Raw genomic sequence first — 22,898 nt, 5'->3', positions numbered from 1 at the left:
CTTTTGTAGTGTTATATTATATCACAACATAACAACCACGAACTTAAAGACTCATGACTAAGCTAACATTAATTTCCTCTGCAATTTTTTCTGTTTTATGCTCTCACTCTGCACTTGCTGCCACTGTTAATGGCAAAGTAACAGATGAAAAAAATCAACCTATTGAAAACGCTACTATTCATGTACACGGTAAATCTCAAAGCGTTAAAACTAACAAGCTTGGCGAGTTTGCCATTGATATTGATTCGAGCGGCCAGCTGCATATTAGCAAAGATAACTATAGCGATTCACGCATTACGGTAACCGAGTCATCAAACAATATTGCAATTGCTTTAAAGCCAACCTCTATTGAAACCGTAGTTGTGTTTGCATCAGCCTTGCACAAAAGTAGCTTAGAAATGATTTCTCCGGTAAGTGTACTGTCGGGAGATGAGCTAAGAAACAAGTCAAAACCAACGCTTGGCGAAACCCTAAAAGGCTTACCGGGCGTTAACGCGAGTTATTTTGGCCCTGTTTCATCAAGCCCAATTATTCGTGGTTTAGATGGCCCTCGAGTTAAAATTATGCAAAATGGCTTAGACAGCAGTGATGCATCGCGCATTGGCCCTGATCATGCTACTTCTAGCGACAGCTTAGCTGCTGAACAAATAGAAGTACTACGTGGCCCAAGTACCCTACTGTATGGCTCTGGTGCTATTGGTGGTGTGGTAAACGTAGTTGATAACCGCATTCCTACGAGTAATATAGATGAATTAACCGGTGCGGTAGAATATAGTCACGATTCGGTATCCAACGCGAATACCTACGCTGCAAAGTTAGAGACGGGTTATAACAATTTTAACTTTCATTTTGATGGCACTAAACGCAGCGGCGATGACTATCAAACACCACAATTTAACCAGCTTGACGAAGATGGTGATGTTGAAAGTAAAGATTCTGTAGAGAATACCTTTATCGACAGTGAAACCGTTAACTTTGGTACTAGCTACGTAGGTGAGCATTTAACGGTTGGATTTTCTTACGGCAAAATAAAAACGGATTATGGTATTCCTGGCCATGAGCATGATCATGAACACGATCACGCAGCCGACGGCGATGCCCATAGTGATGAAGCACATGAAGAAACACCGGTTTTTGCCCAGTTAGAGCAAGATCGCTGGCAAGGCCTATTAAGCTATGCGCTGCATAATAATTGGATTGAAACCATTAATTTACGCTTAGGCTATACAGATTACTTACACAGTGAAATTGAAGATGGTGAAATAGGTACTACGTTTAAGAATAAAACCACTGAAGCACGCTTAAACATAGAACATAGATTAGCTGATTGGCACGGTATGGTGGGTTATCACTACAGTGATTCTGATTATGATGCCAACGGCGAAGAAGCATTTACGCCAGCCAGTGTAACTACCACTAATGCTTTATATTTATTAGAAGAACGTGAGTTTGGTGATGTAACTATTGAGTTAGGTGCGCGGGTAGAAGACTATAAAATAAAAAGCCAAATAGCAACGCATCAGCATAGCCATGATGACACGCAAACAAGCAATGCTGAAATACTTGACTACACTAAAAGCTTTACTAACCTTAGCGCTTCAATGGGTGCTATTTGGCAATATACCCCTGGATATAGTATGGCAATGAGCCTTTCACATTCAGAACGTGCCCCGCTCTCTGCAGAGCTATTATCTAATGGCTTACACATTGCAACTGGTACCTATGAGCTTGGCCTAGGCTATCATATTGAAGACGGTGAAGCGCATTTTGAACCCGAGAATATCAAACAAGAAACTTCAACTAATATTGATTTAGGTTTTAGACGCTTTAGCGGTGACTTTGGTTACTCTGTAAACTTTTTTTATAATGATATTAAAAACTTTTACTTTCAAGAAAATACTGGCTTAGTATTTGATGAAGAACATGGTTTAGAAGCGGCTGATAACGGCCACGACCATGGTGTAGCGGTGTATCAGTTTACCAGTAAAGACGCCGAGCTGTATGGCTTAGAGTTTGATGCGCATTATAAAGTTAACGCAAGCACCTTGGTTAAAGTATTTGGTGACTCTACGCGAGCAAAACTCAAGCAAGACGATGAAAACTTACCTCGTATTCCTGCTAATAAGTTAGGCTCTGAGTTGCAATACACCTTAGGTAACTGGCAATTCGCATTAACCGGTACCCATTATTTTTCACAAAACGATATTACCGCCTATGAGACTAAAACCGATGGTTATACTTTATTTGATGCACAAGCTAACTATCAGCTAGATTTAGGTAACCTTGATACACAACTGTATATCAACGTTGATAACATTACTGATGAGCTTGGCTTTGTACATAGCTCATTTATTAAAGACACCGCCCCATTACCAGGTAGAAACTTGCGATTTGGTATTCGCGGCTACTTTTAACAATATACTTTAACTACCGCTAATCATTAATAAGCCCCCTTGCTATGCTGGGGCTTATTGCTTGCTAAAGTGCAGTGTTTTACATCTTCTTTATACATATTTCACTTTAAATACTTTTCACAAAAAGAAAAGAATAAACCTGAACTCTGGTTAAGAGATTTACTAACGTATTGAATCATATTTATATTTAATTTTATTTTCTCTAGCCAGAGGTTTTCAGTGAAAACAAGGCGAATTTACGCGTCAATAGCTGGCCTATTGCAAGAAAATTCAACGCAGTTAGCGCTGAAAATAGCTGCTTGAGATAAGTTTATTATCCGGAGCTCAGGTTGATAAGCATAGATGAGCAAATAAAAAGTTAAATATACCGCTAGACACAAAAAAACCGCATTCAATTTAATGAGTGCGGTTTTTTATTTATTGTTTAAGAAAACTTAAGCAATAATTTCGTGTAGCTCAACATCAAATACTAGTGTTGAGTAAGGTGCGATTGCAGCACCGGCACCACGTTCACCATAAGCAAGGTCATGAGGAACGTAAAGACGCCATTTAGTACCCGCTGGCATCATTTGTAATGCTTCAGTCCAGCCTTTGATCACGCCACCTACTGGGAATTCAGCAGGTTGACCGCGCTCGTATGAGCTATCAAAAACAGTACCGTTAATTAATGTACCGTGGTAATCAACACGTACAGTAGACTCAGCTGTTGGCTTATCGCCTTCACCTGTAGTAATTACTTCGTATTGAAGACCTGACTCAGTTACTGTGATTTCAGGACGTTTTGCATTTTCTTCTAAAAATGCAATGCCTTCAGCAGCAAGTACTTGTGATTCTTGCTCACGACGAGCTTGAATTTCTTCATTGATTTTTTCAAAAGCAGCTTGGATCTCAGGGATCTCAACTTGAAAAGCGCTACCTGCGTACGCATCTTTCATGCCTTCAAACACTGAATTTAGGTTTAAGCCTTCAAAAGGATTAGACTTAAGTTGCTCACCCATTTGTAAACCAATACCGTAACTTGCTTTTTCAGCATCTGTAGTAAAATTATCTGACATAATGTGTTTTTCACGTTTTGTTAGTTAAAAGACGCGACTATGCTATCACAAAATAAACCCGCTTTGGGGCTAGTTTTTGCTGTGTTTTACTTTAATTAGGCCAACAATATAGGTACTCACCGGTAAACTGCATAAAATTCCAGCAAGCAGCGCTAAAGTGAGTAATCCACTGGCACCAAATAATAAAAACGGAATTACCACAAGCCCAACTAAACCTATAAATACTGAGCCAATAACCGGCCAAAATTTATCGTATTTAGTAATTAAATGAGCCACTAAAATATTAAAACCGAGGGCATAAACAAAAGCGGTAATAACAGGGTTATTTGGTTGCGCATCAAGTGCCATTTTGACTAATAAACTTATTGCACTTTGATATAAATAAGCAAACACAATCCATAATAAAACGTGTTTAATTAATTGCTGTGAGGTTGAAAGGTTAGTTGATTTTGACATACAAGTTCCACAAAGCAAAAAACCGCCAATAAGGCGGTTTTTTTAAATAATGGTGGAGAGATAGGGATTTGAACCCTAGATGGGCTATAAACCCATGCCGGTTTTCAAGACCGGTGCATTCGACCACTCTGCCATCTCTCCGCACGGCGCGAATAATAGGGGGAAATGCCAAGTTTGTAAAGGCTTAAAAGCATAAAATCGTTAAAAATAATTTTATGCTTAAAATTAAAGCAATCTATTAAAATACCAAGGGTTATTAATTTAGCGACTGCTAAATTTAACAAAGGTGTTTATTTTAGTAATATTGCTTTGGCCTGCGTGCAATCCAAGAACAAAGCAAACACACAAATAAACTTAAAGTTAAAAATGTTACACTTTGAAATATTAAATCAAATCGATTTAAATCATCATTAGGTACTACTACAACCACAAATGCAGGCAATACGGTTAGTAATAACACATAACAACATATTTTAAATGCACGACCAAAGTCATAGCGTTTAGATTGTTGCATCCACCAGGTTAAAACAACTAATACAGCCATTGATGAGGCAACAATAAAATGTGCTTTACTGGTACTCATTGCAACATAAAGGGTTATTAAAGCGCCTATGGCGCCCCAAAAAGACCAGGCTAGCCAACTTTCTTTTTCACGTAAAAATAAATTTCCCATTAATTTCGTCTTCTTTATCTTTGTTTTTATTAAGACTTTCCATACTTTATCAAAAAACAATCGATTAAAAAACAAACTGCAGAAGGAGTTTTATAGATTACGCATCCTAGCACTTCTCACAGCTAAACTACTTAACATGAACTCTGGTTAAGATATTTACTAACAACTTTAATAATAATGATATTTAAACGTATTTTCTCTAGCCAGAGATTTTCAGTGGCCTATTGCAAGTAAATTCAACGCAGTTAACGCTGAAAATAGCTGCTTGAGATAAATTTATTATCAAGAGTTCAGTTACACATCTACTTTAACATACAAGCGTTAATGGTGTATGAGTATAAGTAGGGCAAAAAGTTCATCTTATTTTATAAGTAGCTGAAAAAATCAGCAGCTTTATGACGAGGCGACTTTTTACACTCAACAGCAGGTGTGCCTAAATACAAATAGCCTACTATTTCGTCTTGCTCATTTAATTTTAATGCCTGTTTAACTGCAGGGCTTTGCGCAAAAAAACCAGTTCGCCAAATACCACTAAGCCCTTGTGCAAAAGCCGCTTGTTGCATAGCAAACACGCTACACCCTGCGCTTTGTATTTGCTCAATTCGAGGGACTTTTGGGTGTTCTTGATACTTTGCTATAGCAATAATAATCATAGGCGCGCGCAACGGATGCTCTTTAGTACGCTCAATCATTTTTTCAGCTTGTTGCTCTGCAATTGCACTTTGCTGAAAAATGTCGCCTAATTTATGGCGCGCATCACCCTCTACAACAATAAATTGCCAAGGTGCAATACAACCATGATCGGGAACACGCAGCGCAGCTTGCTGGATCACTGCGAGTTGCTCTTCATTAGGGCCTGGCTCTGTTAATTTGGCGTCAGATTGACGGGTCAATAATAATTCAATCGCGTTCATAACCATCTCTCAAAATAAAAGCTAGCATAGCATTGATTTAACATAGAAAAATAAAGCGCTGTAATATCAGTGCTCACTTTAGCAAGAATAATAGATAAACAGCCTAAGCTGTATATTTACAGGCGGGATAAACTTATACCCCGCCTTAATAGCGGGGTATAGTATGCAGTAGCTAATTGGTTATAACAAGCAGACTAACCTATTGGTTAAGCTGGGGTGTTATATCTCTCTGGCAATTTGCAGCGCTTCATAAATAGCACGTTTGGCATCAATTGCGGTGGCAAGCTTAGCCCCCCCAATAACATGCACTTTGGCGTTGTCGCTTTGATTTGCCAATACTTCATTATTAGAAACCTGACCAATACAGGCAATCACAGTATCTACAGCTAATACTTGCTTATCTCCTGCAACCGTAACGGTTAAACCATTTTTATCAAAACTATGGTACTGACAATCAGCAATTTGTTTAACGCTATGTTGTTTAGCTACTTGGCGATGTATCCAGCCTGTTGTTTTACCCAAATCACTACCAAAGCGCCCTGCACTGCGCTTTAACATATACAGTTGGCGATCATCTTTATGGGGTTTAGCTTCGCACTCAATACCCCACTGGCTTTTAAAGTCACTAATACTTTGCGACTTTTGCTCGCTTAAAAAAGCCACCATATCAAACCCGATTCCACCGGCGCCTAATATAGCAATTGATTTACCTAACTCTACTTCACCACGAATAACTTCATCGTAGGCAAATACGCGTTTACCATCACTGCATTCAATACTTGCCTCACGCGGCCTTACCCCTGTGGCAAATACAATGTCATCATAGTGTGCAAGCATGCTGTCGTTGTATGCTTTACCTAACTCAACCGTTACGTTTAAACGCTCAAGCTCATTAGTGTAATACGCTAAGGTATGATTAAAGTCTTCTTTTCCAGGTATTTGCATGGCTAAATTGAATTGGCCACCCATTTGCATTTTTTGATCAATCAGCGTTACCGTATGGCCTTTTTCTGCCAAATAACAACTTGATGATAAACCCGCAGGCCCTGCACCAACTACTAATACCTTTTTAGCTTTAGTGGTTTTTTCTAGTGGGTAGTCAAGTTCAAAAGCTGCTTGTGGGTTAACTAAACAAGTAGCACGTTTACCTTTAAATACGTGATCTAAACACCCTTGGTTACACCCTATACAAATATTAATATGCTTTGATAACTGATTATTATATTTATTGAAAAATTCCGGATCAGCCAGTAAAGGCCGCGCCATCGAAATTAAGTCGGCATCGCCTGCGTTTAGTATTTCGTTAGCTATTTCTGGGGTGTTAATACGGTTTACCGCTATAACAGGTACTTTAATGACATCTTTTAAGCGTTTTGATGCTTCTTTAAACGCCCCAGGCGGAACCATACTAGCAATTGTAGGAACTCGCGCTTCGTGCCACCCTATTCCAGTATTAAAAATATCAACACCCGCTTTTTCAAGTTCAAGCGCTTGAATAGTTACTTCGTCAGGGGTCGAGCCATTAGGAATTAAATCCATAACCGACAGCCTAAAAATAATTAAAAACTGCTCCGATACCTTAGCCCTAACCGCTTTAACTATTTCAACGGCTAAACGCATTCTATTTTCTAAACTGCCACCAAACTCATCGTCTCGTTTATTAGTATACGGCGCCATAAACTCGTTAATTAAATACCCTTCAGAGCCCATTACTTCAACGCCATCGTAACCTGCACATTCAGCCATGTAGGCTGAATGTGCAAAGTCTTTAATGGTTTTTTTAATTGAGCTTAACGACATTGCCTTTGGCTTATAAGGACTAATAGGTGCTTTAATTGCGCTCGGAGCTTGATTAAAAGGGTGATACGCATAACGCCCGGCGTGAAGTAGTTGCAAACATATTTTGCCACCATGTTTATGTACTGCGTTGGTGTAAGCACGATGTTTAAAAACATCGTAATAACTATTAAAGGATGACGAAATAGGCGTTAATTTACCGCGTAAATTTGGGCTATAGCCCCCGGTAATTAACATGGCAGTACCACCTTTAGCACGTGCTTCGTAAAAGGCACGTAGGCGTTTGCGGTTGTGCCAACCTTCTTCAAGGCCGGTGTGCATTGAGCCCATTACTAAGCGGTTACGTAATTGTGTGTGTTTTAATTGTAATTGTTGTTCTAACATCCTGTGCCCCATTAACTGGTCTAACCTGTGTGCATTGATCAATTCTGCTTTAATACCGACCAATAAGCAATATCTGAACTTAGTATTTTAATAAACTGTTACACATTAGGCTAACAATACCCATTTTTCGGCTATTGCAAGCCTACTTTTTAAATTCCAAAAAACGAAATTGAAGTTTATTTTGATAAAAATGTGAATAGCAACAGTGGCATAATTAGCTTTATAAATACTTCGTTACGATTTAGCAGTTAAATTTATTTATATTCTGAGCTAAGATGCTTGTAATGTATTAGTTGTACCAAATTAAGGATCTATTTTGATTGCAAAAGTATTTAAAGGTATTTGGACTGGGATAAATTTTTCTCGTCGTTTAATACTAAACATTTTATTTTTATTACTGGTTATTGTTTTTATTGTGTCTATTTCTAGTGATGGCGATAAAATAATTGTAGAAAATGGCTCAGTACTTAGACTAAATCTAAACGGCCCTATTGTTGAAGAAAAAACCTACATAGATCCTATTGAAGCGGCAATTAGTGATGCTACTTCAAACGCTGAATCACCGGGTGAAATTTTACTTGATGATATAGTTGAGGTTATTAATGAAGCCGCAAAAGATGACCGTATCAGCGTAATACTGTTAGATTTACAAGAAATGCCAAAAGCGCATTTAAATAAATTAAAGCAAATTACCAAGGCACTTGAAGCATTTAAACAAACGGGTAAAAAAGTTATTGCCTCTGGTTATTACTATACTCAAGCTCAATACTATATTGCAGCACATGCAGATGAAGTTGCTATGCACCCTTATGGCAGTGTAGCAATTGAAGGCTTTGGTATGTACCCACTGTACTTTAAAGAAGCACTTGAAAAGTTAAAAGTAACACAGCATATATTCCGTGTTGGTACGTTTAAATCGGCTGTTGAGCCGTTTATTCGCAATGACATGTCGGATGCAGCTAAAGAAGCTAACCGCGTATGGTTAACTGCACTTTGGAATGAATACAAACAAGATGTTGCTGCAGTACGTCCTTTTGATGAATCAAACTTTGACGAAACCATGGATGTGTTTTTAGCAAAAATGACAGCCGCAAATGGCGACGCGGGTCAGTATGCGCTTGATAATCAATGGGTCGACACATTAAAAACCAATCAACAAGTTCGCCAACAATTAATTGATTTAGTTGGCGCTGATGAAAAAGGTAAAACCTTTAAACAAGTTTCATTTCGTCAATATTTAAGCTTAGTTAAGCCCCCTGTTGTATTTGATAACCCAATGACAGAAAAAGTCGCGGTAGTTGTTGCTAGAGGTACAATTGTAGATGGCGAGCGCAAAGCCGGTGAAATTGGCGGCGACTCTACAGCGGCGCTACTACGTAATGCACGTTTAGATGACAAAGTTAAAGCTGTAGTACTGCGCATTGATTCGGGTGGCGGCAGTATGTTTGCCTCTGAAGTTATTCGCGCTGAAGTGTTAGCACTTAAAGCAGCAGGTAAACCTGTTATTGCTTCAATGAGCTCTGTTGCAGCTTCTGGCGGTTATTGGATTGCTTCAGCAGCAAATGAAATTTGGGCTGCGCCAAGCACAATTACCGGCTCTATTGGCGTATTTGGCACCTTTATGACCTTTGAAAACACCTTATCTAACCTTGGTGTTTACTCGGATGGCGTGGCAACTACCGACATGGCTGGGTTTTCTATTACTCGCCCGCTTGATGACAAAATGGCGCAAGTAATTCAAATGAGTGTTGAGGAGGCCTACGGACGCTTTTTAGATGTGGTTGCAGATGCACGTAACATGACACCTGAGCAAGTTGATAATATAGCGCAAGGCCGTGTATGGATTGCAGCAAAAGCACAAGAGCTAGGCTTAATCGATAAACTAGGTGATAAGCAAGACGCAATTAAAGCGGCAGCAGCACTTGCTAAACTAAATCATTACGATGTGAAAACGATTAAACAAAGCTTGAGCCCGCAACAAAAAATGATTCAAGATATTTTGGGTAACGCATCAGTTAAGTCAATGCTTGGCAGTAACAACGCAACAACCTCGGTGCTTGCAACGCAAGCTAACTTACAAAGTGTGGTTAAGCGTTTAAGTAGCGAAATAGATAACCTTAAAGATTATAACGATCCACAAGGTGTTTATGCGCGCTGTTTAGCTTGCTCTGTCGCACAATAAAAGTGCATCTGCCTTTATAAGCAGTTGTATTTAAAGTTATACTAAGCCCAGTTATTTTACTGGGCTTTTTTATGAAACGTAAACGCATTTACATCGCTTATACTGGCGGTACAATTGGGATGAAAAAATCGAGTCGCGGCTATATTCCTGCAGAAGGGTTCTTAACTCAGACTGTGGTCAATAATGCAGAGTTTAACCGTGAAGAAATGCCACTTTTTGATATTCACGAGTATTGCCCTTTAATTGATTCCTCTGATATGACGCCAGCCCACTGGCAGTTAATAGCAGATGATATAAAAAACAAATATCAAGACTATGATGGCTTTGTTGTCCTCCATGGCACCGACACTATGGCGTATACCGCCGCCGCATTATCTTTTATGTTTGAAAATTTAACCAAGCCTGTAATCGTTACCGGCTCACAAATTCCCTTGTCGCAACTGCGCTCAGATGGGCAAGTAAATTTACTCAATGCCATGTACTTAGCAGCAAATTACCCTATTGCTGAAGTAAGCTTATTTTTTAATAATCAGTTATTTCGTGGTAATCGAGCCACTAAAGCCCATGCCGATGGATTTGATGCATTTGCCTCACCAAACCTTGAGCCTTTAGCGCTTTCAGGTATTAATATTCAACTTATAAAAGGCCAATTAAGCCCCTATGTTGAAAATGATTTACAGGTAACCCCCATTACTACGCAGCCTATTGGGATACTGCATTTATATCCGGGCATTAGTACTGAAGTTGTGAAAAGTTTAGTAAACGGTAGCATTAAAGCATTGGTGTTATTAAGTTTTGGCGTGGGCAATGCACCACAAGATCCTGAGTTTTTAACTATTTTAGAGCAAGCCAGTAAGCGCGGCGTTATTATTATAAATTTAACCCAATGCATAAAAGGTCATGTAAATATGGGCGGCTATGCAACGGGTAACGCGCTACTTAATATAGGTGTGATCAGTGGTTACGATATGACATTAGAGGCTTGCTTAACTAAGCTGCATTACTTATTAAGTCAAAACCTTGAAGTAGAGACAATTCGCCATTTAATGCAAGACAATTTACGCGGTGAGTTAACCCGTTAATTCAGCGGACTTAAAATTAAAAAAGCACGCTAAATTTAGCGTGCTTTTTTGTAGTTTTAATAATTAACCTGAACTCTGGTTAAGAGATTTACTAACGTATTGAATCATAGTTATATTTAATTTTATTTTCTCTAGCCAGAGATTTTCAGTGAAAACAAGACGAATTTACGCGTCAATAGCTGGCCTATTGCAAGTAAATTCAACGCAGTTAGCGCTGAAAATAGCTGCTTGAGATAAGTTTATTATCCGGAGATCAGGTTGATTAACGTACTTTCGCGTCAATCTCAACTAGGTCTGTTAAATGACACACTTCACCTGTATGGGTTTTAACCCCATGCTCACCAAAGTAATCACGCTGGGCTTGTACTAAATGCCCATTACTTGGAGTGGTTAATGTAGCAAAGTAAGTTTGCGATGAGCTAAGCACCGGAAACGCTAAGCCTGTCATCATTGCTTGGCCTGTTATTTTACGCAGTGCAAATACTTCTTTATCAAGGGTGTCAATAAATTCAACGCCTTGTGCAACACTGTCTAAATAATCAGCACGAATAATACAACCCGCACGCCATGTTTGCAGTGTTTTAGATAAATCTACTTTCCACTGATGCGTACGCGACGCGCCTTTAATTAAAGCCAAACCTTGGCGATAAGCAAGTAAGCTGGCTAAAGTAAATGCATCTTTAAGCTCAACTAAGTCAATTTCAACTTTAGTGGTTGCTCTATCGGCGTAAGTCATCTCTTGTGCAGCAGTTGTGTCATAAACATTAGTTAAATGACGTGCTTGCACTGCAGCCACTAAAGACGGTACCGCAATACCTAACTCTAATGCATTTTGTGCAGTCCATAAACCTGTGCCTTTAGCGCCTACTTTATTATCAATTAAGTCCACAAGTGGTACATTATTTTGATTTTCAAGTGACAATATGTGGCTAGAAATAGACAATAAGTAACTGTTTAAATGCTCTTGCGACCAGTCGTTAAAAATTTCTGCTACTTCTTTAGGTGAGCGCCCAGTGCCATGACGCAGCAATTGATACACTTCAGCAATAAGTTGCATTAGCGCATATTCAATGCCGTTATGAACCATTTTTACAAAATGACCACTGGCTGATTGGCCTACACGAGCGAAACACGATTCACCCTTATAACTTGCAGCAACCTTTGTAAACCATGGCTCGACACGCTCCCAACCACCTTCAGATCCGCTTGCCATCATAGCAGGACCATGACGAGCACCTTCTGCGCCGCCTGAAATCCCCATAGTGGCAAACTCAAATTTATTTTGGTATTTAAGCTTACGGTTAATACCGTCTTTATAATTACTGTTACCACAGTCAACTATAATATCGCTGCACTGTACACCTGCTTCTATGAGCTCACTGCATACAGCATCAACCAACTCGCCCGCAGGAACAAGCAACAAAATAGAACGCGGTGCTTCTAAACGTCTAACCATGTCTCCTAAATCAGAAACAATATGCAGCTTATCAGCTAAACCTTCTGACTTAGCGCAGCTCAATAACTCTTCACCCGCATGGGGGTTTTTGTCATAAGCGACCAGCGTTATGCCCTTTTCAATTAAGTTTAGGGCAAGGTTTTTCCCCATAACGCCTAACCCTACTAATGCAACTTGCATTTAGTGCCCTCCTCGGTAACAACTAATTGGTTAGTTAATTTAAATAAATACTTTGGCACGTGTATTATATCATGAGCAAAAAAATATACTTTTATCACAATGTAATTATATCAAACAACAGCGGACTCAGGGGGAGAAATAGTCGCTAGATTAAAAATTTATAGATCATTGACGCCCCCTGACACCGGTGTCATAATGATTGCACATTCATTTTGTATATAATAGTGGCAATACAATAAAAATTGTCCATAACTAAAACTTACCAGCTAATGGTAACTGTTTTATAAAACAAAATAACCGTCAATCTGCTTAAAATTAAGCATACAGGAGAATTAAATGCTAAGACGCACAAAAATAGTCGCGACACTAGGGCCTGCTACTGATAGAGATAACAACTTAGAAAAAATTATTTGCGCAGGTGCAAATGTCGTACGTTTAAACTTCTCACACGGTGTGGCACAAGATCATAAAGACCGTGCCCAAGCGGTACGCGAAATTGCTAAACGCTTAGGCAAACATATTGCTATTCTTGCTGACTTACAAGGCCCTAAAATTCGTGTTTCTACCTTTAAAGAAGGTAAAGTAACCCTTGCTGTTGGTGCCAAATTTACCCTTGATGCAAAAATGGGATTAGGCGAAGGCGATATTAACGCTGTTGGTATAGATTACAAAGAACTACCTAACGATGTAAGCGCTAATGATTTACTGCTGTTAAACGATGGCCTTATTCAGCTACGCGTTAACGAAGTTGTTGGCCACTTAGTACATTGTACTGTAACTGTTGGCGGTGTTTTATCTAACAATAAAGGGATTAACCGTTTAGGCGGTGGCTTAACTGCTCCTGCATTTACAGAAAAAGACAAAGAAGACTTACTTACTGCTGCAGAAATTGACGTTGATTATATAGCCGTTTCATTCCCACGCAGTGGCGATGATATGCGCTACGTACGCTCACTAGCAGAAGCCGCAGGTTCGAAAGCGCAGTTATTGGCAAAAATTGAACGTGCAGAAGCCGTTGAAACACAAGAAGCCGTTGATGATATTATTCTCGCGTCTGATGCGGTGATGGTTGCCCGTGGTGATTTAGGTGTTGAAATTGGTGATGCCGCGCTAATGGGCAAGCAAAAACTCATTATTCGCCGTGCGCGTTCATTAAACCGTACCGTTATTACTGCGACGCAAATGATGGAATCGATGATCGACAATCCAATGCCAACACGCGCTGAAGTAATGGATGTTGCCAACGCTGTGCTTGATGGTACTGATGCAGTGATGCTTTCGGCTGAAACAGCCGCTGGTGATTACCCTGAAGAAACTGTTGCTACTATGGCACGTGTTTGTTTAGGTGCTGAGTCGCAAAAAGAAACTCATGTTTCTAAACATCGTTTAGATAGTCGTTTTTCAAGTAACGCAGAATCTATCGCCCTTTCGGCTATGTATGCAGCAAACCACTTAGATTCAGTAAAAGCAATTGTAACTTTAACTGAATCAGGTAGTACGGCTAAGTTAATGTCGCGTATAAGCTCTGGTTTACCTATTTACTCGCTTTCTCGCCACGCCAGTACACTAGGGCAAACTGCACTATACCGTGGTGTTTATCCAGTATTTTTTGATTCTACTAAAACTGAAAAAGACGGTATGGTTAAAGCGGCACTTGCAACACTTGTTGAACAAGGTGCTTTAGAGTCTGGTGATACTGTTATTATTACTCACGGTGACTCTATGGAAACTGTGGGCGCAACTAACACCATGAAAATTGTTACTGTAAGCTAATACTTAATACAGTAACTTAAATACAAAAAAGCGAGCTTAGCTCGCTTTTTTTGTATTTACCCTACAACAACTAACTGCAATATTAACTCGCTAATGCTGCTTTTACTTTATCGCGGTAGCTACGGCTCACTTTAAGCTCTTGGCCGTTTTCAAGTACTAATAAATATTCACCACTTACTTGAGTAACCAATTTACTGATTTGTTTAGTATTTACAATTGCACTGCGATGCACGCGTACAAACAACTGTGGATCAAGCTCTTGTTCAAGCTCTTTCATGGTTTTGCGTAATATATGTGTTTGCCCATCTTGGCAATGTAGGCACATATAATCACCCGCAGCATCAACCCATTGAATAGTAACAACTGGCACACGAATTATTTCGCCCTGCTCTTTTACGGCAAGCGACTCTGGGTAACGTCTATCAGTTAATGTGTCGCCTGTGGCTAATTTTTTAAGTATTTCTTCGCAATTATTACCTGTGATCCCAGCGACAAAGCTTGCTAGTTTTTTCTTATGAGCGTTGTCTTGCTGCGTTTTTAAATAAGTATGCACTTTTTCTACCGCCTGCTTAAGTCTGTTGTCATCAACGGGTTTTAAAATATAATCTAAAGCATGTATTTCAAATGCTTTAACTGCAAACTGATCAAAAGCAGTAACAAAAACAATCGCTGGTAATACTCGCGTACTTTCGCTTAACGCGCGGGCAACTTCAAAGCCGTTCATGCCAGGCATTTGAATATCTAAAAAAATGAGATCTATTTTTTGACTTTTACATATTTCAATCGCATCTGCACCGGAACTACATTGTTTGATCACTTCAATGTCAGCAAATTCTTCAAGCCTTACAGCTAAGCCCCTACGTGCTAACGGCTCATCATCAACTATAAGTGTTTTTATTTTTATCATTACTTTACTGCCTTCTCAAACGGTACTCGCAGATTAACTTTTAATCCACTTGGCGTATTATGCGATAATACAAACGAATAATTATTTTCGTAGAGCGTTTTTAATCTATCCTTGGTATTTGCAACGCCTACACCTTGAGCATTTACCAACTGACCATTAACTAGTTCTGTTCCTGGTCCATTATCACCTACTTCAAGTAATAATTCATTAGCAAACACTTGCGCCTTAATATCTATTACACCGCCCTCTACTAAGTGTGCAATTGCATACTTAATCGCATTTTCTATAATAGGTTGTAAAATCAAGCTCGGCACTAATGCCTGCTTTGCTTGCTCACTAATTTCTACATTTACTTTTAAGCGTTCATCAAACCGCACTCGCTCTATTTCTAAGTAAAGCATTAAGGCATGTAACTCTTGCTCTAGCGGCACTTTTTTAATTGGATCTGTGTTAAGTGTATAACGTAAAAAGTCACTTAATTTTGACACCATTAAATTAGCATCTTTGTTCTCTTTTACCAAAATTAATGTAGAAATAGCATTGAGGGTATTAAATAAAAAGTGGGGATTTAACTGATACCTAAGCATTTTCAATTGTGCTTCGTGCGCCATAGTAGTGGCTTTTAGTGCTTTTTGACGCTCACTTTGTAATAGCTGGTAATACTTAACGCCAAAGTATAAACCACTCCAACATAAAATTATGTATACCGAATCTAAGCCTTGCTGCAGGTAGTAAAACCACTCTTCTGGCCGATAGCCATGGCGGTATATTTCCCATAAATTAAATTTTTGTACCACAGCCCATAAGGTGCCCGTAATATACGACGCACTAAATACAACCAGCATTAACACCCAGGGTGAGGCATGCCAAATTTTTCGGTAAATATAGCGCAGTGGCACTGTCATTAAACAGCCTGCGTAGGCATTTAATAAAATAACAAATACGTAAATATCGCGCATCTCAAATACTTTAGAGCCGATATAATTTACCAAGGCGTAACCAATCCAGCCTGCTACTTGCAAGAGCCAAAAAAAACGCTGTCTGTTATCAATCAAAGATTGCCAATTCAAAATAAATTATTACCCTGTGTATTTGTCACTATTATATCGAGTTATATAAACGCTTAGCACTACCAACTGTCTTGCTTTTTAAGAGCCTTACCGCAAACAGGTATTGATCGCATCGATTGGTACGCATAAAAAAGCGAAAGGAATAAACCTTTCGCTTTTAACGTATTTATTTACTAAATTATTGTTTAATTTAAATTAAGCAAGCTTATCAGATACTACTTTATAGGTTGGATCTTCAATTACATTAACTTGAACTAAATCGCGTGCTTTATGTAGCAATTGCGTACAGTCTTTACTTAAGTGTCGTAGGTGTAATTTTTTGCCTGCTTTTTTATATTTATCAGCTAAGCTATCAATTGCCTCAATGGCACTGTGATCGGCCACACGACTATATTTAAATTCGATAATAATATCGTCAGGGTCGCTTTTTACATCGAATAATTCAACAAAGTTTTTAACCGAACCAAAAAACAGCGGCCCATGTAACTCATATACTTTAGCACCTTGTTCATCAATATAGTTGGTTGTGTATATATGCTTTGCATGCTGCCAAGCAAATACCAATGCCGATACAATCACACCCACACACACTGCAATGGCTAAGTCGGTAATAACGGTAACACCCGACACTAATACAATTACAAATGCATCAGACAGTGGTACACGCTTCATCATTTTAAAGCTTGCCCATTCAAAAGTACCCAACACCACCATAAACATCACACCAACCAAAGCAGCCAGTGGGATCATTTCAATTAAACCTGAGGCAAAAATAATAAACGCGAGTAATATTAGCGCAGCACTAATGCCCGATAAACGCGAACGCCCACCTGAGTTAATATTGATCATTGACTGACCTATCATGGCACAACCACCCATAGCACCAAACATGCCACAAGTAATATTTGCAGCGCCTTGGCCTATACACTCTTTGTTACTATGCCCACGCGTTTCTGTAATTTCGTCAATTAGGCTAAGCGTTAATAAAGATTCAATTAAACCAATCGCTGCTAAAATAAGTGCATAAGGGAAAATAATAATAAAAGTATCTAAGGTAAATGGCACCATAGGAATATGAAATTCTGGTAAACCGCCAGCAATCGTTACCGCTTCATCGCCTGTCATCCCTTTTAGGAAATCAAGTACGGTGTGCGCTTGCAAATCAAAGCCAATTACAATGGCTGTAACCGTTACTATCGCAACTAATGACGATGGAATTGCTGTAGTTAATTTAGGTAAAAAGTGAATAATAGCCATGGTTAGTGCTACTAACCCCAACATAATAAACAATGGATTACCTGTCATCCATTGTTGACCACCCATGCCATCGGGAACTTTAAATTGCCCCAGCTGAGCTAAAAATATCACTATGGCTAAGCCGTTAACAAAGCCGAGCATTACTGGGTGCGGCACCATACGAATAAACTTTCCGAGCTTAAAAACTCCAGCAAGTATTTGCAGTATGCCCATTAGCAGCACAGTGGCAAATAAATATTCAACCCCATGATCAAACACTAAACTTACCATAACAACAGCTAAGGCACCGGTTGCGCCAGAAATCATACCAGGGCGACCACCGAAAATAGCCGTAATTAAACCAACGATAAACGCGGCATAGAGTCCAACTAAAGGTTCTACATTTGCAACAAAGGCAAACGCAACAGCTTCTGGGACCAAGGCTAATGCCACGGTTAATCCAGATAGGATATCGTTTTTAGCAGAGCTTGGCGCTTTGCTGAGTAAGTTAAACATTGAGTTCCTCAAGTGTTTTCATAGACGGGTAACAAAAAAGCGCTGAATTCTATCAAAAAAGCACCCAGTTAACAATTGTCAATACTGCATTAACGCTAAGCAATAAGTACCTAGCGTTAATAGATATTTGGTTACAGAGGTAGAGCAGTACTGCGTTTAACGCAAGTCATGGTCACATTAGAATGTACTTCTTGAACGTACTCTAAGCTAAGCAAGTTATCACGTACAAAGTGCTCGTAGCCCTCAATACCTTGTGAAATAATACGCAGCATAAAGTCCATGGTGCCGGCCATAGTGTAACATTCCGTTACTTGATCGTAACTCAATATTAGTTTTTCAAATTCAGCAAGGTTCTTTTTACCGTGGTTCGATAAACGCACATGAGCATAAACCAGCATATCAAAGCCCAGTTTTTTCTCATCTAAGAGTGCAACTTTACTTTTTATGTAACCATCTTGCTCTAGCTTAGCAATACGGCGCCAACAAGGAGATTGCGACAAACCTACTTTATCTGCTATTTCAGCGGTTGATAAACTAGCATCTTGCTGCAAAAGTGCCAAAATTTGGCGATCTACGTGATTTAGAGACATTTTATTTCTTATTTATCAGATAAACTGGCTAAATTATACATGCGTTTTAAAAAACAGTCTGCTTGTTTTTGGCAAAAAAATTATTTACTCAGCATTAACCAAACTGCCCACTTATAAAAGGATTGTTTTGTTTTTCGTAGCCTACGTTCGTGTCGCTGCCATGCCCTGCAAGTATGTGGGTATTATCGGGGAGCGTCATTATTTGCGTTTTAATTGAGGTAATTAACTGCTGAGCATCCCCTTTGGGGAAATCCGTGCGCCCTACTGAGCCTTTAAATATTACATCACCCACAATAACACACTGCTGTTGCGGATGATAAAACACCACATGACCTGGAGTATGCCCAGGACAATGCTTTACGGTAAAGCTCAACTCCCCAACGCGTATTATATCGTCGTGTACTAGCCACTCATCTGGATAAAAAGCAGTAACCGCTGCAAAACCAAACATGTGTGCTTGCATTGGTAAGTTTTCAAACCAAAAGTGCTCATCTTTATGTGGCCCAATTATTTTCACATTATAGGTACTACGCAAGGCATCAGCGGCGCCAACATGATCTAAATGGCCATGCGTTAACCAAATTGCTGTTAACGTTAAATCGTGCTGTTTTAATGCCGCCACAATTTTGTTGCAATCGCCACCTGGGTCTACTACCACAGCTTGTTTGCTTTGCGAGCATGCAATAATGCGACAGTTTTGTGAAAAAGCAGTAACGGGTATTGTAATTATATGCATCTTAAATTTCTTTATCTTTTTGCTCAGCAAGTACAATGTCTTCTTCAAAAGACATTAATATTGGATATTTTAAATAAGCTTGATCGTAAAATGGGCTCTGCTCATACAACCAATTTAAACGCGCATCGGCATCTTTGGCAAATACCTTATCTTCATTAATCTTCTTATCGAATGCGAGCGCTAATTTAGGATTATTTTTGAGCATTTGGCGAGCATAAGGAATTAATGCATAGTTTTCCATGTACTCAGTACGCTGAAAAATAGTATTAAATTCGCCCCACGCAAAAAATGAGTCAGGCGCTTCGGGGTGTAATAAATGCACCGCCAGCTCGCCTGCTTTTTGCTGCGTGTTCACTTGATACCAGCCATTTAAATCAACATTAATTGCGGCAACATAATCAAAGTTTGCCGAGACTCTAAATCGCCCTTCAAAGGGGGCTTTATCAAAAGTGTAATCTTTTACTTTGGCAACTTTTAATGGTTGAGTATTTACCCCTTCAAGCTGAGTAAGCTCCACACCATGCAATTTAAGTTTTGCTACAAGGTCGCTATACACTGGCGGAATAAAGAATGCTTTAGGTACTTCAACTGTATGCAACACCTCTTTTTGCCAATAAATAGGAAGGTTAGTGTAGTCTTGCTTGCTACCTAAATATTTAACTTCTACTTGCCCAGAAAGTGCATTTTGTTCTCGCGCGTAACTTATGCCTTTAAATTCTATTTCGTTTGCTTGTTCAGCATAACCGCGCCTAACACTAAGTTGTTTAGGAATAAATGCTTGCTCTTTTTTTACCGCAGCTACTAATTCATTACTATGCTCTGCAAGCGCATTTATTGCGCCATCTAAAAACACATACGTCCCCAAAACACGTTGTTTATAAGGTTTTAATGAATGGTTTTCAACGAGAATCGTCGGTAATGACTTTAAATCTCCCCAGCCGTTAGAGTATCTGGGCGTAGCTACCCAACCCGCTAGGCCACTTTTAAATTCGCGCTTGTCCATAACAAATACCAGTGGTCCTGGTATATGCCCTTGCGATACCAGCTTTTCATCTATTAAAGGTTTAAAAAGCTGATTGAGTGTATCTGATACCGCCGGCGACTCGCTAGCAAACACCGGATTGTAGCCATAGGTTACATCGTATTGATAATCTGCACCGTCGGTTACATGTACATCAATATACAAATTAGGGTTGTAGTCGTTAATTACTTTTAAAACACTTTTAATTTCTGGTGTATCGAGTTTAGTAAAATCACGATTTAAATTTAGATTATTGCCATTGGTTCTAAAACCCATTTTTACCGGGCCGCGCTGATTAATACGATTAAATGCACTGCTACGCTCGTGGCCATCTACGTTTAAAATAGGAATAAATAAAATATTAACGTTTTTTAAAATATCGCGGCGCTTACCTGTTGCTATATCTCTGAGCAACATAAACATGGCATCTTTACCGTCAATTTCTCCGCCATGAATACCCGCTTGAACAAAAATGGTCGGTTTAGTATCGTTTGCTATTTGACTGGCTTGAAAATACCCTTGCTCGCTGGCGATCAACATTTTTATAGCCCGTTTGCTATTGCTGTAACCAATTGTTTGAGCTTTAAATTGCGTTGGGTTCGCAGCAACCAGTCTGTCTACAAAGGCCATCGTATCGGCATAACTTGGTGAGGCTTCACCAGAGGATAGTTCAAAGTCAGTGGTCAGCGGACCTGCTTTTTGCATTAGGGATATGCTTTGCCCTTGCCATGGCAACAAAGGAGGTAAATGGCTGTCATACGCCACACTAGCTGATAAAACTAATAAACTTACAAACATAATATTCTCTAACAAACGCCTTAATTAAGTAAATTATATCAATTAAACATTTTTATATGATGAAAGTGCGGTGATTCAACAAAAAAAAGCAGCCAATAACATTTAGCACTTTGTTTGTGTTTGCTAATTCTTAAGGGGAACAATAAATTTACTAAAATTCAATCTACTATGCAGTTTATACTAATGATAAAAGCAAGTTGCATAATAATGACTATATGCCAGACACAAAAAAAGGAGCCATAGGCTCCTTTTTAATACTTATATAAAAAAGCTTAAGCGGCCGCTAGGCCTTCTTTTGCTTTTTCAACAAGCGCTGCGAATGCAACTTGGTCGTAAACAGCGATATCTGCAAGGATCTTACGATCGATTTCTACAGATGTCTTTTTAAGACCACTGATAAAACGGCTGTAAGACAGACCATTTTGACGTGAAGCAGCATTGATACGTGCAATCCATAATTGACGGAAAGTACGTTTCTTCGCACGACGGTCACGGTAAGCGTATTGACCCGCTTTAGTAACAGCCTGGAAAGCTACACGGTAAACACGTGAACGTGCTCCGTAATAACCTTTTGCTTGTTTTAAAACTTTTTTGTGACGTGCACGTGCGACAACGCCGCGTTTAACTCTTGCCATTTCTAAAAACCCCTATTAAGCGAACGGTAACATACGTGAAACTAGACCATGGTCATTTTTATGAACCATCATCTTAGGACGTAGGTGTAACTTACGCTTAGAAGTTTTCTTAGTCAGAATGTGACGAAGATGCGCTTGTTTACGCTTGAAACCGCCAGAAGCAGTCTTTTTGAAACGCTTAGCTGCGCCTCTGTGACTTTTTAGCTTATAAGCCATTGCAATAACTCCAAATTGTATTGCATTTAAATTAGTAAGCAGGCGTGAGATATATTGCTATAGCTCCACTTTCAGGCCTAACTTACTGCCATGTTCCGGTGAAAACCCAGCATAAATGCTGCAATCTTACTTTAAAACCGGTTAACTCAGGTGAATATTTACATATTACTTGCAGACCTGAGCTATTTTCGGTGCGTATTATCGCTTAAAAATTATTTTTTAGCAACAGGCGCCATCATCATAACCATTTGGCGACCTTCAACGCGATTAGGGAAAGACTCAACAACTGCAAGCTCCTCCAAATCGCCTTTGATACGGTTTAATAATTCTATACCAATTTCTTGGTGAGCCATTTCACGACCACGGAAGCGAATCGTAATTTTAGCTTTATCGCCAGCTTCTAAGAACTTACGTAAGTTGCGCAGCTTAACCTGATAATCGCCTTCATCCGTACCAGGACGGAATTTGATTTCTTTTATCTGGATTTGCTTTTGCTTCTTCTTCTGCTCTTTTAGTTCTTTGCTTTTTTCAAAGATGAACTTACCGTAGTCCATGATTCTACAAACAGGCGGCTCAGCGTTCGGGCTAATCTCTACAAGATCAACACCTGCTGCATCAGCCATAGTTTGCGCGTCTTTTAATGACTGAATTCCAGCTTGCTCGCCGTCAATGTCAATTAAGCGAACTTCTTGAGCTGTAATTTCTTCGTTAATACGATTTTTTTGGGCTGTTTGTTGCCCTTTCTTGCCGCCTCTAATAGTACGTTCCTCCAAGAATATCAATAATAGTAAGCGTGTAACTGGCTGT

19 protein-coding genes and 1 tRNA gene are annotated in these 22,898 nt (G+C 39.3%); 4 read left to right on the top strand and 16 right to left on the bottom strand.

Going from position 1 to position 22,898, the window contains the following annotated elements; genetic code table 11:
* Positions 1-53 precede the first annotated feature (53 nt).
* Entirely contained in the window at positions 54-2,414 is a 2,361-nt protein-coding gene (locus PTRA_RS07690) for a TonB-dependent receptor (RefSeq protein ID WP_058373320.1), read from the top strand.
* A 434-nt stretch (positions 2,415-2,848) separates the two neighbouring features.
* On the opposite strand, the gene PTRA_RS07685 is transcribed toward PTRA_RS07690, so the two are convergent.
* The 6 genes from PTRA_RS07685 to PTRA_RS07660 form a co-directional block, all read right to left on the bottom strand.
* Positions 2,849-3,469 carry an FKBP-type peptidyl-prolyl cis-trans isomerase gene (locus tag PTRA_RS07685; RefSeq protein WP_011328094.1) on the bottom strand — a complete coding sequence of 207 codons (621 nt, stop codon included), beginning with the start codon at positions 3,467-3,469 and terminating at the stop codon, positions 2,849-2,851.
* 69 nt (positions 3,470-3,538) lie between these two features.
* Positions 3,539-3,925: a hypothetical protein gene (locus PTRA_RS07680; RefSeq protein WP_083497508.1), complete on the bottom strand. Its 387-nt coding sequence runs from the start codon at positions 3,923-3,925 to the stop codon at positions 3,539-3,541.
* A gap of 50 nt (positions 3,926-3,975) precedes the next feature.
* Positions 3,976-4,066 (bottom strand) — tRNA-Ser (locus PTRA_RS07675).
* A gap of 154 nt (positions 4,067-4,220) precedes the next feature.
* A complete protein-coding gene (locus PTRA_RS07670; protein WP_058373319.1) occupies positions 4,221-4,598 on the bottom strand; it encodes a hypothetical protein in 378 nt (125 codons plus the stop codon).
* Between the two features lie 365 nt (positions 4,599-4,963).
* Positions 4,964-5,512 carry an NAD(P)H nitroreductase gene (locus PTRA_RS07665; RefSeq protein WP_058373318.1) on the bottom strand — a complete coding sequence of 183 codons (549 nt, stop codon included), beginning with the start codon at positions 5,510-5,512 and terminating at the stop codon, positions 4,964-4,966.
* Between the two features lie 219 nt (positions 5,513-5,731).
* Positions 5,732-7,693 carry an oxidoreductase gene (locus tag PTRA_RS07660; protein ID WP_058373317.1) on the bottom strand — a complete coding sequence of 654 codons (1,962 nt, stop codon included), beginning with the start codon at positions 7,691-7,693 and terminating at the stop codon, positions 5,732-5,734.
* Between the two features lie 316 nt (positions 7,694-8,009).
* Between PTRA_RS07660 and sppA the strand changes: the two genes are divergently transcribed.
* Positions 8,010-9,875, top strand: a complete 1,866-nt coding sequence (gene sppA, locus PTRA_RS07655; protein ID WP_058373316.1) for a signal peptide peptidase SppA — start codon at positions 8,010-8,012, stop codon at positions 9,873-9,875.
* Between the two features lie 71 nt (positions 9,876-9,946).
* Complete coding sequence (gene ansA / locus PTRA_RS07650; protein WP_058373315.1) at positions 9,947-10,957, top strand: asparaginase; 1,011 nt, start codon at positions 9,947-9,949, stop codon at positions 10,955-10,957.
* A 262-nt stretch (positions 10,958-11,219) separates the two neighbouring features.
* Here ansA and gndA read toward each other — a convergent pair whose 3' ends face one another.
* Positions 11,220-12,593, bottom strand: a complete 1,374-nt coding sequence (gene gndA, locus PTRA_RS07645; RefSeq protein ID WP_058373314.1) for an NADP-dependent phosphogluconate dehydrogenase — start codon at positions 12,591-12,593, stop codon at positions 11,220-11,222.
* 336 nt (positions 12,594-12,929) lie between these two features.
* On the opposite strand from gndA, the gene pyk reads away from it, so the two are divergent.
* Positions 12,930-14,366, top strand: coding sequence for a pyruvate kinase (pyk, locus tag PTRA_RS07640; protein WP_058373313.1), 1,437 nt, complete (start codon positions 12,930-12,932; stop codon positions 14,364-14,366).
* A gap of 82 nt (positions 14,367-14,448) precedes the next feature.
* On the opposite strand, the gene PTRA_RS07635 is transcribed toward pyk, so the two are convergent.
* The 9 genes from PTRA_RS07635 to infC all read right to left on the bottom strand — a co-directional run bounded on the left by PTRA_RS07635 (position 14,449) and on the right by infC (position 22,864).
* Positions 14,449-15,273 (bottom strand): LytR/AlgR family response regulator transcription factor, encoded by an 825-nt coding sequence (locus PTRA_RS07635; RefSeq protein WP_058373312.1) that lies wholly within the window; start codon positions 15,271-15,273, stop codon positions 14,449-14,451.
* On the bottom strand, positions 15,273-16,343 hold the full coding sequence (locus PTRA_RS07630) for a sensor histidine kinase (RefSeq protein WP_058373311.1): 1,071 nt from the start codon (positions 16,341-16,343) through the stop codon (positions 15,273-15,275). Before PTRA_RS07630 ends, PTRA_RS07635 begins: the two co-directional genes overlap by 1 nt.
* A 195-nt stretch (positions 16,344-16,538) precedes the next feature.
* On the bottom strand, positions 16,539-18,095 hold the full coding sequence (locus tag PTRA_RS07625; RefSeq protein WP_058373310.1) for a SulP family inorganic anion transporter: 1,557 nt from the start codon (positions 18,093-18,095) through the stop codon (positions 16,539-16,541).
* A gap of 131 nt (positions 18,096-18,226) precedes the next feature.
* Entirely contained in the window at positions 18,227-18,685 is a 459-nt protein-coding gene (locus PTRA_RS07620) for an Lrp/AsnC family transcriptional regulator (protein ID WP_011328082.1), read from the bottom strand.
* A gap of 94 nt (positions 18,686-18,779) precedes the next feature.
* On the bottom strand, positions 18,780-19,421 hold the full coding sequence (locus tag PTRA_RS07615) for an MBL fold metallo-hydrolase (RefSeq protein WP_058373309.1): 642 nt from the start codon (positions 19,419-19,421) through the stop codon (positions 18,780-18,782).
* Between the two features lies 1 nt (position 19,422).
* Positions 19,423-21,240 (bottom strand): M14 family metallopeptidase, encoded by a 1,818-nt coding sequence (locus PTRA_RS07610; RefSeq protein ID WP_058373308.1) that lies wholly within the window; start codon positions 21,238-21,240, stop codon positions 19,423-19,425.
* A 272-nt stretch (positions 21,241-21,512) separates the two neighbouring features.
* Positions 21,513-21,875, bottom strand: coding sequence for a 50S ribosomal protein L20 (rplT, locus tag PTRA_RS07605; RefSeq protein ID WP_011328079.1), 363 nt, complete (start codon positions 21,873-21,875; stop codon positions 21,513-21,515).
* A 15-nt stretch (positions 21,876-21,890) separates the two neighbouring features.
* On the bottom strand, positions 21,891-22,091 hold the full coding sequence (rpmI, locus tag PTRA_RS07600; protein WP_004587840.1) for a 50S ribosomal protein L35: 201 nt from the start codon (positions 22,089-22,091) through the stop codon (positions 21,891-21,893).
* A 212-nt stretch (positions 22,092-22,303) separates the two neighbouring features.
* The gene (gene infC / locus PTRA_RS07595) at positions 22,304-22,864 is read right to left on the bottom strand and encodes a translation initiation factor IF-3 (protein ID WP_080516827.1); all 561 of its coding nucleotides are present in this window, start codon (positions 22,862-22,864) and stop codon (positions 22,304-22,306) included.
* Positions 22,865-22,898 lie beyond the last annotated feature (34 nt).

The organism is Pseudoalteromonas translucida KMM 520, from assembly GCF_001465295.1.
GTDB lineage: Bacteria > Pseudomonadota > Gammaproteobacteria > Enterobacterales > Alteromonadaceae > Pseudoalteromonas > Pseudoalteromonas translucida.
The sequence above is the reverse complement of the archived record's forward strand: the minus strand, read 5'-3'. Positions and strand labels throughout refer to the sequence as shown.

Bases quoted from the DNA above. Each gene is read 5' to 3' on its own strand.
- PTRA_RS07670 (WP_058373319.1), bottom strand. From the start codon at position 4,598: ATGGGAAATTTATTTTTACGTGAAAAAGAAAGTTGGCTAGCCTGGTCT.
- PTRA_RS07665 (WP_058373318.1), bottom strand. From the start codon at position 5,512: ATGAACGCGATTGAATTATTATTGACCCGTCAATCTGACGCCAAATTA.
- PTRA_RS07660 (WP_058373317.1), bottom strand. From the start codon at position 7,693: ATGTTAGAACAACAATTACAATTAAAACACACACAATTACGTAACCGC.
- PTRA_RS07690 (WP_058373320.1), top strand. From the start codon at position 54: ATGACTAAGCTAACATTAATTTCCTCTGCAATTTTTTCTGTTTTATGC.
- PTRA_RS07610 (WP_058373308.1), bottom strand. From the start codon at position 21,240: ATGTTTGTAAGTTTATTAGTTTTATCAGCTAGTGTGGCGTATGACAGC.
- rpmI (WP_004587840.1), bottom strand. From the start codon at position 22,091: ATGGCTTATAAGCTAAAAAGTCACAGAGGCGCAGCTAAGCGTTTCAAA.
- rplT (WP_011328079.1), bottom strand. From the start codon at position 21,875: ATGGCAAGAGTTAAACGCGGCGTTGTCGCACGTGCACGTCACAAAAAA.
- PTRA_RS07615 (WP_058373309.1), bottom strand. From the start codon at position 19,421: ATGCATATAATTACAATACCCGTTACTGCTTTTTCACAAAACTGTCGC.
- PTRA_RS07680 (WP_083497508.1), bottom strand. From the start codon at position 3,925: ATGTCAAAATCAACTAACCTTTCAACCTCACAGCAATTAATTAAACAC.
- pyk (WP_058373313.1), top strand. From the start codon at position 12,930: ATGCTAAGACGCACAAAAATAGTCGCGACACTAGGGCCTGCTACTGAT.
- PTRA_RS07635 (WP_058373312.1), bottom strand. From the start codon at position 15,273: ATGATAAAAATAAAAACACTTATAGTTGATGATGAGCCGTTAGCACGT.
- PTRA_RS07625 (WP_058373310.1), bottom strand. From the start codon at position 18,095: ATGTTTAACTTACTCAGCAAAGCGCCAAGCTCTGCTAAAAACGATATC.
- PTRA_RS07685 (WP_011328094.1), bottom strand. From the start codon at position 3,469: ATGTCAGATAATTTTACTACAGATGCTGAAAAAGCAAGTTACGGTATT.
- gndA (WP_058373314.1), bottom strand. From the start codon at position 12,593: ATGCAAGTTGCATTAGTAGGGTTAGGCGTTATGGGGAAAAACCTTGCC.
- PTRA_RS07620 (WP_011328082.1), bottom strand. From the start codon at position 18,685: ATGTCTCTAAATCACGTAGATCGCCAAATTTTGGCACTTTTGCAGCAA.
- ansA (WP_058373315.1), top strand. From the start codon at position 9,947: ATGAAACGTAAACGCATTTACATCGCTTATACTGGCGGTACAATTGGG.